14 protein-coding genes and 1 pseudogene are annotated in these 13,323 nt (G+C 46.9%); 9 read left to right on the top strand and 6 right to left on the bottom strand.

From position 1 onward, the window contains the following. Positions 1-10: 10 nt before the first annotated feature. Positions 11-958 carry a DMT family transporter gene (locus QZ311_RS09710; RefSeq protein ID WP_297067137.1) on the bottom strand — a complete coding sequence of 316 codons (948 nt, stop codon included), beginning with the start codon at positions 956-958 and terminating at the stop codon, positions 11-13. A gap of 160 nt (positions 959-1,118) precedes the next feature. Here QZ311_RS09710 and QZ311_RS09705 point away from each other — a divergent pair, with 160 nt between their 5' ends. Next, a complete protein-coding gene (locus QZ311_RS09705) occupies positions 1,119-2,201 on the top strand; it encodes a hypothetical protein (RefSeq protein ID WP_297067136.1) in 1,083 nt (360 codons plus the stop codon). A gap of 641 nt (positions 2,202-2,842) precedes the next feature. Here QZ311_RS09705 and QZ311_RS09700 read toward each other — a convergent pair. Next, entirely contained in the window at positions 2,843-3,433 is a 591-nt protein-coding gene (locus QZ311_RS09700) for a Maf family nucleotide pyrophosphatase (protein ID WP_297067134.1), read from the bottom strand. A 274-nt stretch (positions 3,434-3,707) separates the two neighbouring features. Here QZ311_RS09700 and QZ311_RS09695 point away from each other — a divergent pair, with 274 nt between their 5' ends. The 3 genes from QZ311_RS09695 (at position 3,708) to QZ311_RS09685 (ending at position 7,025) form a co-directional block, all read left to right on the top strand. Beyond that, positions 3,708-4,274, top strand: coding sequence for a flavin reductase (locus QZ311_RS09695; protein ID WP_297067133.1), 567 nt, complete (start codon positions 3,708-3,710; stop codon positions 4,272-4,274). A gap of 306 nt (positions 4,275-4,580) precedes the next feature. Next, positions 4,581-6,167, top strand: coding sequence for a sigma-70 family RNA polymerase sigma factor (locus QZ311_RS09690; RefSeq protein ID WP_297067132.1), 1,587 nt, complete (start codon positions 4,581-4,583; stop codon positions 6,165-6,167). Between the two features lie 84 nt (positions 6,168-6,251). Beyond that, the gene (locus QZ311_RS09685) at positions 6,252-7,025 is read left to right on the top strand and encodes a class I SAM-dependent methyltransferase (protein ID WP_297067130.1); all 774 of its coding nucleotides are present in this window, start codon (positions 6,252-6,254) and stop codon (positions 7,023-7,025) included. A 1-nt stretch (position 7,026) separates the two neighbouring features. Here QZ311_RS09685 and QZ311_RS09680 read toward each other — a convergent pair whose 3' ends face one another. Together QZ311_RS09680 and QZ311_RS09675 are read right to left on the bottom strand one after the other, a co-directional pair. After that, a complete protein-coding gene (locus QZ311_RS09680; protein ID WP_297067182.1) occupies positions 7,027-7,533 on the bottom strand; it encodes a pyridoxamine 5'-phosphate oxidase family protein in 507 nt (168 codons plus the stop codon). A 5-nt stretch (positions 7,534-7,538) separates the two neighbouring features. Continuing rightward, positions 7,539-7,859, bottom strand: a complete 321-nt coding sequence (locus tag QZ311_RS09675; RefSeq protein WP_297067128.1) for a multidrug efflux SMR transporter — start codon at positions 7,857-7,859, stop codon at positions 7,539-7,541. A gap of 318 nt (positions 7,860-8,177) precedes the next feature. Here QZ311_RS09675 and QZ311_RS09670 point away from each other — a divergent pair, with 318 nt between their 5' ends. After that, on the top strand, positions 8,178-9,071 hold the full coding sequence (locus tag QZ311_RS09670) for a hypothetical protein (protein ID WP_297067127.1): 894 nt from the start codon (positions 8,178-8,180) through the stop codon (positions 9,069-9,071). A gap of 44 nt (positions 9,072-9,115) precedes the next feature. Here QZ311_RS09670 and QZ311_RS09665 read toward each other — a convergent pair whose 3' ends face one another. After that, the gene (locus QZ311_RS09665; protein WP_297067125.1) at positions 9,116-9,622 is read right to left on the bottom strand and encodes a hypothetical protein; all 507 of its coding nucleotides are present in this window, start codon (positions 9,620-9,622) and stop codon (positions 9,116-9,118) included. Positions 9,623-9,848: 226 nt separating this feature from the next. Here QZ311_RS09665 and QZ311_RS09660 point away from each other — a divergent pair, with 226 nt between their 5' ends. The 4 genes from QZ311_RS09660 to QZ311_RS09645 are packed head-to-tail and all read left to right on the top strand — an operon-like array spanning position 9,849 to position 12,758. After that, positions 9,849-10,733 carry a TraB/GumN family protein gene (locus tag QZ311_RS09660; protein WP_297067123.1) on the top strand — a complete coding sequence of 295 codons (885 nt, stop codon included), beginning with the start codon at positions 9,849-9,851 and terminating at the stop codon, positions 10,731-10,733. After that, positions 10,730-11,578, top strand: a complete 849-nt coding sequence (locus tag QZ311_RS09655) for an ABC transporter ATP-binding protein (protein WP_297067120.1) — start codon at positions 10,730-10,732, stop codon at positions 11,576-11,578. The genes QZ311_RS09660 and QZ311_RS09655 overlap by 4 nt, the downstream gene beginning before the upstream one ends. A gap of 4 nt (positions 11,579-11,582) precedes the next feature. Continuing rightward, complete coding sequence (locus tag QZ311_RS09650; protein WP_297067119.1) at positions 11,583-12,365, top strand: hypothetical protein; 783 nt, start codon at positions 11,583-11,585, stop codon at positions 12,363-12,365. A gap of 33 nt (positions 12,366-12,398) precedes the next feature. Continuing rightward, the gene (locus QZ311_RS09645; protein ID WP_297067118.1) at positions 12,399-12,758 is read left to right on the top strand and encodes a GntR family transcriptional regulator; all 360 of its coding nucleotides are present in this window, start codon (positions 12,399-12,401) and stop codon (positions 12,756-12,758) included. Between the two features lie 137 nt (positions 12,759-12,895). Here the strand turns inward: QZ311_RS09645 and QZ311_RS09640 are convergent. Then, positions 12,896-13,323 (bottom strand): annotated as a pseudogene (locus QZ311_RS09640) (hypothetical protein); the annotation flags it as partial.

The raw sequence follows: 13,323 nt of genomic DNA, 5'->3' as shown, positions 1-13,323 counted from the left end.
AGCCCGACCGCTACTCTTTGCGGACCTCCTTGCGCTTCGCACGGTTTGTGATGAGCATACCGGCTATGATGACAATCATTGCGAGCACCTGAATCCAATGTATCTCGGCTATACCCATTATGACCGACGCTATGGTTGCCACCACAGGCAGAAAATACTGATAGATGGACACCAACTCACTTCCTATCAGTTTCTCCGCCGGATTGATCAGGAAGTAGGACAAGAAGGTCGGGCAGATAAGCACGAAAGCTATGCAGGCCCACGGCTGCCAGTCGGTGGTATGGAAAATCTCGGCTTTCGGCAATGACGGCAAAAGCAGAAGCATCGGTATACACGACATCAGAAACACCCAGCGCAACATGGAGACAGGGCGATAGCGGTGCATAGGCCCTTCAAGAATCACAAGATAGAAGGCATAGCAGAGAGTCGAGGCGAGAGCGAGACAGTCGCCAAGTATATTGTCAGTGCCCTTCTCGCCTGAATGCTGGGTGACGATAACAAGGAAAGCGCCTATGAATCCGACGACAATGCCACATATCTCAAGCCATGAGGTGTGTTTATGCTGAAAAATTATACCTATCAGGATAACGAATATCGGAGGGAAAGTCATGATAATAGATACGTCAATCGGATTGGCATAGCGTAGCGACAGATTGAAAAGGTACATGAACAGAAAAAGCCCGACAGCCCCGCCAAGAAATATACGCAGATAGTCGTGACGCCCGATTCGGTCGGTCTTGATGAAAATCGAGGCAATCCACATCAGAATGCAACCGCCGCCAAGGCGGAAAACAGTGACATCGATTGAACTCATCCATTCCGGTATCAGCATTTTGACCACCGGGATATTGACTCCGAAAAATATCGTTGCAATCAGCACAAACAGATTGCCTTTGATCATATCGCCGACACTGCGTGACTGAGGGGGAGAGGCTGGAGGTGTTTTTATGTCAGACATATATTCGTTTTTTTACATGTTTCCAAAGATGTACGGAATATTAACATCAAAGCGTCACCTTCGGTTTGGCCTACGCGAAAGAGGCCGATATAATATTTCAAAATCACTGCGAAATCAGTAATTTTGCATCCCGATTACAGAAACTCAATCCCCCGATACAGTGAAACTCCATCTTTTCAATCCTGAAAACGACCTTGCCTTGGCACTCGGCTGCCGCCACTACACTCCCCCGCCCCACGCTGTTGCAATCCATAATGCCGGAGCGCTGCTGCCGATGTGGTGGGCTGAGGAAGGAGACAGTATCATAGCCCCGGAACAGATGCAGACCGAAGCCCTACGTCTCGCCGGGCGTTTCGGGCTGAACGGTGTGGTGGGCGGAGATGTCAGAAATGTCACGCAGGTCGCCCCTTGGGGATGGAGTCTCGATGCGAAACGGCAGTTTCTACGTGCCGGAGTCGACGGCGACATTCTGCCCGACGATAGCTCAATCGAACGGATGAGACAGCTGAGCCACAGACGTATGTCGGTCGAAATCCTCACACGGCTTGACTCGGGCAGTCCAATCGCACTCGAAACCACCAATCCGGATGTCGTGGTTGAAACAGAGCGCAACAATCCCGGATGTTACGTGAAATCACCGTGGTCGAGCAGCGGACGCGGTGTGTTTTGCGCACGGTCGCTCGACGAAAACGCACTGCGCCGGCGTGCGGAAGGAATCATCAACAGGCAGGGAAGCGTGATGGTCGAACGCGGACTCGACAAGGTGGCCGATTTCGCGGCGCTGTTCCACTCCGACGGAGTCCGTGTCAGCTTCCGTGGATTGTCGATGTTCACGACAGAGGCAAGAGGAATGTATAGCGGAAATGTTGTCGCACCTCAGTCATATATCGAATCCCGGCTATCAGGCATGATTGATTTCGACAGTCTCATGGAAATCATCAGCCGTGAGGAAGAAATATTGACCGAACTGACGGCGACAGCCTATAAGGGCTGGATGGGAGTAGACATGATGGTCTACAACGACGGCGGCCGTCGGCGAGTGATGCCGTGCGTTGAACTAAATCTGCGCATGACAATGGGTGTCGTAGCGCTTAAGGTGAGCGAGCGCCTCGGAGTCGGCACACCTCATTTCCTCGCATGGGAACACCGTGCCACCACCACCAACAACAACGATGAGACACCCGACAGCCTCATCATCCTTCCTCCGACCGACGGATTCACTCTAAGACTGACCAAAATATAATATTGCTGTCCGATAAAATGTCTAAAATCAACAATAATGCATTGGTTTATAATCAATTGTGTGTGAATCCTCGTTATTGGGCTTGCCAGAATGGTAAATCGATGTCCTGCCGGACATCATTTTGTTTAAATATATCTTTCCCCGCACATCTTCGCTTCGCTACGATGTACGGGGCTATGAGTAATTGGATGTCCTGAACGGACATCGGCATGTATTTTTCCATCGGAGGAAGTGCATTTATGGAAGCCAATAAGCCTCAGGCAACACGGAGTATCAGGCAAAAAATGTCCGGCAGGACATTTAATTACTCATAGCCCCGTACATCGCAGCGAAGCGAAGATGTGCGGGGACACAGGATAAATATAATGTGAATGTCCGGCAGGACATTGATTTACCATAGTCAAAGAATTGCCGATTGAATTTTATCATTGGTGTCAGATAAAACGTGTTTAACCAGCTATTTCATTGACAAGCACCCTGTTTCAGTGATTAGGGCGGCAGTCCGAGGAAAATAAAAAGTCAAATATGGATTGAAAGTTTTACCGGACACCAATAAAAATATAAGAAGGTCGGACAAATATCCGACCCTCTAAAAAGGAAAGGCCTGTATGCCAGACCCTTCCTTCTATAAATCCGTAGATTTAGACTGTTTTCAAATGTGAATACAGACGCTGGACAGGAAGTCCCATGACGTTATAGAAACTGCCAGTGATACCCTTGATTCCGGCTGCACCGATCCACTCCTGTATGCCATAGGCCCCGGCTTTGTCAAAGGGCCGATACTTACCGACATAGTATGCAATCTCATCGCCCGAAAGTGGAGCGAACTCCACTTCAGATAAGGCGCTGAATGTGGTCATGCCTTTTGCCGTCCTCACCGTCACTCCTGTGATTACTTTCTGAGTCCTACCCTGCAGCGACTCAAGCATCCTGCACGCGTCAGCCTCATCAGCCGGCTTGCCAAGCACCCTGCCGTCTATAATAACGACTGTGTCGGCGGTGATGACAAGCTTCTTTTCTTCATCACCGAGCGGATAGGCCTCGGCTTTAAGGCGCGACAGATAAGGGGCGACTTCCTTGGCGGGCAGTCCGGCAGGGACAGTCTCGTCGACCGGATGGGAAGTGTCGACACGAAAGTCAATGTCGAGCATTCCAAGCAATTCCCGGCGACGTGGCGAACCACTCGCCAGAATCACATCATAGTCCTTGATATTTTCAAGCGGATGAAACATGGTCAAAAATAATAAATCTGTATTTATCAATCTATTGTCATTACAGTGGATAAATCGTCCACACACTGTCCGGCAAATTTACAATAAAACGTGATATATTACCCAATTTTTACCTCTCAAATACAATCTATGCCATTCGGAAGAGGCTTATTGAGATAATAAATGTCAAAAAACGGAACTTTTATGCGTGAGCATAGGTTATAATTTGAAAAAATACTTTTACATTCCCACAAAGGGATGTCGGATTTTTAAATCTTTAAAACCTTGATATATTATGTTGAAAGAAATAAAGACACGTCCGGTCATAGCTCCACTGCCGGTACTTATTGTCGGTACGTATGACAACAATGGGGTAGCCGATGCCATGAATGTCGCTTGGGGAGGACAATGCTGGGACAACCATATCGCTCTGAATATTTCATCAAATCATAAGACTACGGAAAACATGCGTCTTAAAAAAGCGTTTACCGTACATATCGCAACAGCCGAGCGAGTGGAGCTTGCCGATTTTTTAGGAATGGTCTCCGGTCATGACGAACCGAAGCTGGATCATGTGCACGCATCGGTCGTAAAAGGCAAGATGGTTGACGCACCGATTATCGAGGATTTCGTGCTGGCCATGGAATGTAAGGTTGTCTCCCTGACCGGCAATGGCGACGGTGGCACACGTGTCATCGGCGAAGTGATGAGAACCGTCGCAGACGATACAATCATTGATTCGGATGGAAAAGTCGATTTCAGTATGCTCCACCCCATATGTTTCGATCAGGAAAAGAAAGTGTACCGTCCATTGGGAGAACCAATCGCCGAAGCTTTCCTCGTCGGCAAAAAACTTATGTAATAGGCAAATATCTAATATATAAGCCGTTAGACCGGGGTTGAAACAGAGACACTAAATCAACATCCCCTTTTTCGATGACCGCCGTTAAAGTTATGGTAATCCTAACTGTAACGGCGGTCGGATATTTATATGTAAATATATGAAAATCACAGCACTACACAGGCCTTTATATCTCTTTTAGTAATAATCGGAAAGAGTGTATGCAAAAAAATTTCATCAGTCATATGCAGTATTCGGTAAAAAATCCGCGTCTTATTATAGACGCAGTTGAATCCATAACGAACCTCTCTGCGCATTTTCACCGACATGAATATGACTGATCTTATAAGGCGATGCAAAAATGGTGATAAGGATGCGATGGCCAAGCTCTATCGCATCTATTCGCCATGTATGCTACGTCTCATAAAACGCTATGTCACCGACCGGGCAGCCGCCGAAGATGTGCTACACGATGGATTTATCATAGTACTTGCCAATATAGGCAAACTTAAAAATCATGATAAAGTCGAATACTGGATAGGAACAATCATGAAAAATCTGTCACTACAATATCTGAAACATCTCGATGCGACACAGCCAATTGACGATGAAGAAGAAATCCCAGACACTCCATATACCGAAAAAGGACTGAGCTACGAGGAACTTGATGAAATCATCAGAAAACTGCCGGCCGGCTATCAGAAAATATTCAGACTTGCCGTATTCGAAAACAAGTCACACAAAGAGATAGGTGAAATCCTTGGTATAGCTCCGAATTCGTCATCATCACAACTGTCAAGAGCAAAAGCTATGTTGCGACGGCTTATTAACGACCGGGAGGCAAAACTGCATATGCTTGCGGCTGTGTCGATGATGACATTCACAGTCCTTTACCTGAAAAATCGTCACGAACCACCAATTGCCTCCAATTCTGAAGTCACTGACCGACAAGCAGAATCCATCAGAGGCTTTAATTTAAAGCATGGAAATGTAATTGCAACTGAAACCGGACGCAATAACTCAAACGAGAAGACTATAAATCCTGATGCTTCGCAAAAAAGCTCAATACAACAGACAACGACCGATAAAAACACTCTAAACAGCCCGTCAGGCAATAATGTGACGACAATAGGTTGTCATCCGGACAAGGATGTATGTCATCCAGCGGACACGAAGGAAAAACTGCAACATCATGTGCCGGCAGATACCATCATTCGCGATGCGACAGATTTGTCAGCAGACTTGCCATATATATCGACAAACATAGCCTATGCAAAAAACAAGTCTGAATGGCAGAAATGGAGCGTCGGTGCGACAATGCGTTATACATGCCTGAATACAACCGAAACTGATATTTTTCAACAAATTCAACCGGGGCTTCCATCAGATGTAAAACTTATCGAACGAAAAGTCCATCATTCATTCCCTATGATATTCGGCATAACACTTTCCCGCAGCATGTCTCAAAGGCTCGCTCTCGAAACCGGTGTAACATACACATATCTTAGAAGCAGTCTGACATATGAAAGCAACAATGATTATGCTGAAATAAAAACAGCATCCCATTTCATCGGAATACCGCTGAAATTAAATTACATGTTAATTTCCCATGACAATTTATCAGCCTATGCAACTGTCGGGTGTAAAATAGATTTGCCTGTCAACACACAGTGCATAACGGTTTATGACAACACTGACAGCCCATTACCGAAGCTTAAACCAAACCTGCAATTCTCAATCGAAAGCGGAATCGGCATTGAGTACCGCCTGACACGCGGTATTAACATTTATGCCGAACCATCGGTGACATATTATCCTGACAATAATTCTTCATTACCGACCATGTGGCAGGAACGACCTCTGATGTTCAATATCCCAATAGGCATACGCTTCTGTCTGAAAAATGAAATCTGATTATTTTTAAAACCGGCAGACGCAGTATATGCCGGCTTCAAGCATCATTAGGATAAGCGTTAAAAACACCGCTTAACCATAATCATGCAACACAGACACAACGACAGAAACCAATATTTTTCAGAACTCGCTTATACAAGCGAAAAATATTTCATGCCTTATATAGCCGGCCATATGAATCTTGGCCGCCAACTGGATATACTTGAAATCGGTTGCGGTGACGGAGGAAATCTTTTGCCATTTGCAAAATCAGGCCATAGAGTGACAGGCATAGACATCTCAGCCAACCGCATAAAAGATGCTATTTCATTTTTTCAAAAAGAGAGTGCCAGCGGAAGGTTTATATGTTCAGACATATTTGAAATGAAATGTGACAAGCGTTTCGATATAGTCATATGTCATGATGTCATCGAGCATATAGCCGATAAGCAAAAACTCCTCTCAAGAATATCAGAACTGATGAAACCGGAAGGAATGGCATTTATGGGTTTTCCTGCATGGCAAATGCCATTCGGCGGCCATCAGCAGATATGCCACAACAAATATATCTCTAAAATGCCTTTCATCCATTTACTCCCGGCAGCAATCTACAGATTCATACTCAGAATCGGGAATGAAAAAGACAATTGCATTTCAGAATTATTGACCATAAAGAAATATGGAATCAGCATTGAACAATTTGAAAAAACAGTCATTTCTTCAGGCCTTAGAATCATCGAACGCAGTCTTTATTTTATAAACCCGCACTACGAGATAAAATTCAGACTGAAACCACGCTTGCTGCCAAAGAGTCTGTCCGGCTTATATTATCTGCGTAACTATTTTTCTACAAGTTGTTTTTACCTTCTACAACGATAATCTAATCCACAGCTACATGACTGAGGTGGCGTGCATGGGTCAGTTCGATTGATTCTTTTCCTGTCATGGAGGTGATTTCGAGTCGAAGGACGGTGACGTTGTTGATGAAACGTGAAATTTCCATAGCGCTGTCGATGCCCGGCGAATATTTCCCGGCGAGCATAATCAGGCCTTTTTTCAATTCATCACCGTCGCTTACAATCGTAACACGACCGAAGCATATGACACTGCGGAAATAGGTAGTAAACTTTTCAGGTATGATAACATCCTGAGCGACCACGCAGAATGAACAAGATTGATTGGCCGATATGCAGTCAATCTTGTGACCTGTAGTGGCACAATGGAAATATATGACATTTCCGCCGTCATAAACAAAGCTCAGTGGTACACCGTAAGGCACTCCTTCGGCATCGACAAGAGATAGCACACCGTGAGTGGACTCCCGCAGTATTTCTTTTGTTTCTGCTTCGGGCAGAAGCTGCTTGAAGCGCCGCATTTCATGTTGCATTGCAGTCATAACATTTTAAGTCCGACAATAGATATTATTAGGGTCGTGATAAAGAAGATGCGCCAGAACGTCACCGGCTCGTTGAAGAACACAATGCCGACGATAACAGATCCGACCGCACCTATGCCTGTCCAGACGGGATAGACCGTCCCGAGCGGAATCGTGCGGGCCGCCCGGGCCATGAGATACATACTGAGAGTGAGGGCGACAAGAAAACCGGCCCACCAATAATAAAGCGCCGGAGCGGAAGCCGCCTTTGTCTTGCCGAGACAGAAAGTAAACGCAACTTCCATAAGCCCGGCAATAATGAGAGTAATCCAGTTCATAAATAAAACAGAGTCTGAAATCAGACTGCAAAGTTACGACATTAGTCAGCATATTTTCTTATTACCTGATGAATCCGGATACTCAAACTATGCGAAATTCTCAATTAATATATTCACTTTGGGCTTAATACCTGTAAATCTCAGCCGGATAAGAGGAAAATTAGGGAGGAAATAAGACTAAATAAGGTTAAAAACAGACACAATTGACGGATTTAAACTAACTTTGCCAGTAGCGACGGAGGTTTACAGCGACTTTTTATGAAAGGGAGTATTATTGTGGACTCCTCCGGCCTGACAGAACGAATCTCTTCCTTCAATATGAAAAAAATTCTCACTCTAATGCTTGTTGCCGGTATCGGTCTGTCGGAGTCGACAGCCACCGGACAAAATGTGCTGACTGATATGCCGGACAAAGCTATCACCGACTCCATCGGAACAGCAAATGAAGCAGCCGGAAACGGAAGACCGGCCGGCACTCCATCGCTACCGTCGATTACAGGGCATGAACTTCTGCCAAAAGACAGTCTGATAAATTCAGACGTAACAGTAGGCAGCCCATCGTTGCAATCATCATATCCGAAACAACTTCAACCGTTCACCATGAGCGTCCCGACCGACGGCAGAATCGCAGTCTGGAACAGCGGTGGTCTGTTCGCCAATGGAGGATCGGCCTCAATGCCCGGAATGATGGGGATTGAAAGCGGGTCGCTGATATTGATGCAACAGGCAGGACGATTTACATTCACCGCACACGGTGATGCCATGAAGTATGGTTACTTCGGAGGATTGCAGACTGTATTCGGTTTTGGGGGCTCAATATCCTACCGATTCAGCGACCGCGTCAGCATGACGCTGTTTGGCAGCTACTACACATCACTAAACAATGCCACCACTTTACGGCATGCCGGAATGACACCCGGAATGCAGGGCTACACGGCGATACCCAACTTCGGAGGGTATGTCGATTACAGAATCGGCGACCGTTGGGGTGTGAAAGTCGGTGCGCAGGCCTACCGTTCGTCAGTGACCGACCGCTACGAAGCCCAGCCGATGGTCATCCCCTACTACCGACTGTCGAAGCATGCAGAAATCGGTCTTGATGTCGGAGGGATATTATACCAACTGATTAAATCAAATCAAGGTAAATCGATGCACGGCAATATGAATCCGACAATCGCACCTCCGGTTTTCGGGCCTCCACCCGTGAGATGAAGGACCTCAGGAAATGAAACATGTAATAGTCGAGTGAACAGACCTCACTCGACTATTTCTTTTAATGTGGCCGGAGCTACTTCCACCTCCAATGTCTTGCCTGACTGCACTCCGCTGTACTTATACAGCAGACCACGGCCGGTGGTCACAAGCGCCTGCATCTCAGACAGCATTGTCGAGTCGGATTTACTGACACGCAATGCTTCGATTATACCTTGATATAGAGCGTCTTTTGACACATTCGGATTGTCAAGCTCCAGTCCAAGCTTTTTCTCGTCAATCGAAAACGTATGAACCATCTTTTCAGGAAGAACTTCAACTGCGGTCTGGGTCGTGAAATCATCAATCACCAGCGGGAACTGGGCATTGGCTTTGACACATCGCGCCTCAAGAAGAGCATCGGCCTGAGCAGAGATGACGGCTAAAGAATCCTGCCGGGTCATTGCAGCATCGCCACCCGACGAACCTCCGCAGGAAACCGAACTCAGGCCAAGACATAATGCAGCACAGATTGGAAATGTGTATTTATGAAAAACGGTTGAAAATTTCATTGTTACGTGATATTTAGAGACTGTTGTTTAATCAGCCAAAGATAGTGAAAAAATAGTCTCCACAATATTCTTGGAACAGGTTTTCAAAAAAAAATAAAAATTTTCATGCAAAAATTTGGTGAATTGCGACAAGTGGCATACCTTTGCGGTGTGTTAGTCATGTACAACACCTAAACACCGCAGCACTGCAAATAGAAAAATTCATCACAATAATACCTTCACAACAATGAAAAAGTTTCTCCTTTCAATCCTTGTAGCATCAATAGGCACACTTGTCGGCAACGCACAACTCTTATGGGAAGTGACCGGCAACGGTCTCTCGAAACCGTCATATCTTTTCGGCACACACCATATAGCGCCTATCGCTGTCATCGACAGTGTCCCCGGATTTGCATCAGCACTTGCTTCAGCCGACAAAGTGTATGGCGAAATGGTCATGAGCGAAGCACAGAGCCCCCAGTCACAGCAGATAATGCTCACATATGCCATGGCTCCACAGGACAGCACCCTGACCTCAGTTCTTTCCGCCGCACAGATCGACTCCCTCGACAAAGTGCTAAAGCACTACATGGGCCCGATGGTTTCCGCTTCACAGATGGCAACACTCAAACCCGCCATGATAAACACGGTGCTTGCTCTCGCACAAAGCCAAGCTGCATTTCCAAATTTCGACCCGTCAAAACAGCTCGATGGTGAAATCCAGAAGCGCGGAGCTGCGGCAGGCAAGGAAATCGGAGGATTCGAGACCATCGAAGACCAGTGCAAAGCGATGTTCGGGACATCTATCCTCACACAAGCCGACGAGCTGATGGATATGGTGCGCAACGATGAGAAAGCAAGTGGAATCGCTCTCAAACTTGCAAAAGCCTATCTTTCAGGCGACCTGAACGCAATGCTCGAAATCATGGAGAGTCCAGACTCGGGAAACAGCGATGAATGGAGTGAACGAATGCTCAACAAACGCAATGCCGACTGGGTGCGTATCATGGCCGGACTCCTGCCCACAGCATCGGTTTTCATCGCTGTCGGCGCAGGTCATCTCCCGGGCGACAAAGGACTCATCAGTCTGCTGAGAAAAGAAGGTTACACAGTAAAACCGGTCGAAAAATGATTGAACTAAAAAACGTCACATACGCATACCGCCGTGGCTTTGTCGCTCTTGACAAAGTCACGGCAGATGTGCCATCAGGCATACATCTGCTGCTCGGCGAAAACGGAGCAGGAAAGACTACACTGCTACGCCTGATAGCCGGACTTATCATCCCGACAGAAGGATGCTGCCTTGTCGACGGCGCTACGATGACCCGACGCGAACCGTCGACACTGAAACGAGTGTTCATGATGCCCGACACCATGGAAATCCCGACAAAAACAATCCGCGAGTTCGCTAAAATCCACAGCAGATTCTACCCGGGATTCTCGCAGGAATATTTTGAAGAGAACCTTCGTGAGTTTGAATTAAACGGCTCTGAAACATTCAACCATCTCTCGCTCGGTCTGCGCCACAAGACTCTTTTGGCCTATATAATCGCGCTTGGAGTTGACGTGTTGCTACTTGACGAGCCCGCAAACGGTCTTGACATAAATTCGAAAAAAGCTTTGCGCCACATGCTCGCACGCTGCATATCGCCGGAACAGACGGTAATCATTTCGACCCACACCGTGTCCGACCTAAGGGAACTCTACGACGGAGTGCTCGTGCTCTCGCGGAGCAAACTGATACTGGCCAAACCGACTTGGGAGATTTCAGAACGAATTTCATGCGTGGCCACTCCTATCCCACCCTACGGAAGCCTGTTCATGGAACAAGGCGCAGGACTCTTCCACTCAATCGTAGTCAACGAAAGCGGAGAGCCGTCAGATCTCAACTACGGGCTTCTCTATTCAGCTCTCATGTCGGACGCCCGGAGCAAAATTCTTGAAACCATAAACAGACAACCACAAAACATCAGCTGATAAAATGGAAATATCCAGCCTTTCTGACAAATTCTCATGGAGACGCATGTTTGAATTCGGGATGATGTTCAAGAATTCCATGCGCGTTTACATGTTGGTGAGCGCACTCACATCGTTGGTGTGTTACCTGCTGGTTCAGTTAGCCATCTATCTCGGTGGAAATGGATTAGGAGTCTACACATTGCTGAGTTTCATCGTTGGAGTCGCTCTCTATCTCAGTCCGCTCACATTCGCACGACGCGACGACACGCTGCTTGCCCTCATTCCGGCAAAACCGGTTGAAAAATGGCTCGTGTACATATTATATTCCTTGGTCGTCGTGCCATTAATCATCGAAGGTACATGGTATGGACTTGAATTCATTTTCAAAATATTCGATTTAGGACCAACCATACAAGACATGATGTGGGCACGCGTCAAAATCGAATCAGGCATGATTGACTTAAAACACCGCAGTCTCATAATCGCGGTAAGCATCATCCAGTGCTACGCCATTATAATCACCATACTCTACGTGGTGATTAAAGCCGTGCGTAACCGCGTAGTGAAAGGTCTTCTCAGTTTGCTCGGGATATTGTTTGCCAGCAGTCTTCTCGCAGGAATAGTAGGTGGAGTCATCGCTTATTTTAATATTTCAATAAATCCAAATATAATTGACGACCCCACAACACTTATGATAAACATATTCTCTGTATTCAGGTATATATATGGAGTGCTTGCCATCTATCCAATAATAATCACAATTATGATTTACCGTCACATTAAGGTCGGGGAAATCAAAGCATGAAAGCACAGCAGAGTCAATCAATAAATTTCTCAGATGGATTTCACTTCAAACAAACCCATATACAAACAGATTATCGACTATAGTTTCGGGCAGATTCTGACCGGAGTATGGGCTGCCGGCGAACGAGTGCCGTCAGTCAGGGAGCTGTCGGTCCAACTGTCGGTCAACAGCCATACCGTACTCAAAGCTTATGAATTCCTGCAGGCCGAAGGTATAATCGTCCCGAAACGTGGCATGGGCTTCTATCTGACCGCAGACGCTCTCGACCACGTGAATGATGTGCGCCGTAAAGAATTTTTCGAAACTTCACTTAAAGAACTGTTTAAGGAAATGCGCCTGCTCGACATACCGATTGAAGAAGTCGTGAGGCGTTACAGAGAATCAGAAGTCTGAATCTCTATCAAGCTAAAAAATTCCGGCCGGGAGTCCATCAGATGGTCTTCCGGCCGGAGAGTGTTTTATGTTTAGTGCGTCAATCAGTCTGATTGAGGATTGAGATTGTGTGTGTCAGGCAGAAGTGACACCGTTTATCAGTAGTTCCACTGGCAGGCCACCATACGGAGGTTGTTGCAGGCGACAGTGCGGAGGTCGGTGATGGTGTTGAAGCGGCAGTTGATGTAGGTGAGGGCCTGGTCGAAGGACACGTCGAGCATTGTCAGCTGGTTGTTGTTGCAGAGCAGACGCTGGAGGAATGTCTGGTTGGAGAGGTCGAGCGAGGTCAGGTCGTTGTAGGAGCAGTCGACATACTGGATGTTGGGGCAGCCTTCGACCGAGAGGGTGGTAAGGTCGTTGTAGGAGCAGACGAGGTCGAGCAGCGCGTTGCAGTTGCGCACGCCGAGGGTGGTCATGTTGTTGTCGGAGCAGATGAGTGTGGCGAGCGATGGCAGGCCGGAGACGATGAAGTTTGTAATCTCGTTGTCATCGACGTTGAGGTTCTGGAGGTTCTCCACACCGGCGA

Origin of the sequence: uncultured Duncaniella sp. (assembly GCF_910578445.1) — a bacterium.
GTDB lineage: Bacteria > Bacteroidota > Bacteroidia > Bacteroidales > Muribaculaceae > Duncaniella.
Note: the sequence above shows the minus strand (reverse complement) of the source record. Positions and strands in the feature narration are given on the sequence as shown.

What these genes read in the sequence shown, in the direction of transcription:
- QZ311_RS09710 (WP_297067137.1), bottom strand. Translation starts at nt 958, where the DNA reads ATGTCTGACATAAAAACACCTCCAGCCTCTCCCCCTCAGTCACGCAGT.
- QZ311_RS09700 (WP_297067134.1), bottom strand. Translation starts at nt 3,433, where the DNA reads ATGTTTCATCCGCTTGAAAATATCAAGGACTATGATGTGATTCTGGCG.
- QZ311_RS09695 (WP_297067133.1), top strand. Translation starts at nt 3,708, where the DNA reads ATGTTGAAAGAAATAAAGACACGTCCGGTCATAGCTCCACTGCCGGTA.
- QZ311_RS09690 (WP_297067132.1), top strand. Translation starts at nt 4,581, where the DNA reads ATGAATATGACTGATCTTATAAGGCGATGCAAAAATGGTGATAAGGAT.
- QZ311_RS09685 (WP_297067130.1), top strand. Translation starts at nt 6,252, where the DNA reads ATGCAACACAGACACAACGACAGAAACCAATATTTTTCAGAACTCGCT.
- QZ311_RS09680 (WP_297067182.1), bottom strand. Translation starts at nt 7,533, where the DNA reads ATGCAACATGAAATGCGGCGCTTCAAGCAGCTTCTGCCCGAAGCAGAA.
- QZ311_RS09675 (WP_297067128.1), bottom strand. Translation starts at nt 7,859, where the DNA reads ATGAACTGGATTACTCTCATTATTGCCGGGCTTATGGAAGTTGCGTTT.
- QZ311_RS09670 (WP_297067127.1), top strand. Translation starts at nt 8,178, where the DNA reads ATGAAAAAAATTCTCACTCTAATGCTTGTTGCCGGTATCGGTCTGTCG.
- QZ311_RS09665 (WP_297067125.1), bottom strand. Translation starts at nt 9,622, where the DNA reads ATGAAATTTTCAACCGTTTTTCATAAATACACATTTCCAATCTGTGCT.
- QZ311_RS09660 (WP_297067123.1), top strand. Translation starts at nt 9,849, where the DNA reads ATGAAAAAGTTTCTCCTTTCAATCCTTGTAGCATCAATAGGCACACTT.
- QZ311_RS09655 (WP_297067120.1), top strand. Translation starts at nt 10,730, where the DNA reads ATGATTGAACTAAAAAACGTCACATACGCATACCGCCGTGGCTTTGTC.
- QZ311_RS09650 (WP_297067119.1), top strand. Translation starts at nt 11,583, where the DNA reads ATGGAAATATCCAGCCTTTCTGACAAATTCTCATGGAGACGCATGTTT.
- QZ311_RS09645 (WP_297067118.1), top strand. Translation starts at nt 12,399, where the DNA reads ATGGATTTCACTTCAAACAAACCCATATACAAACAGATTATCGACTAT.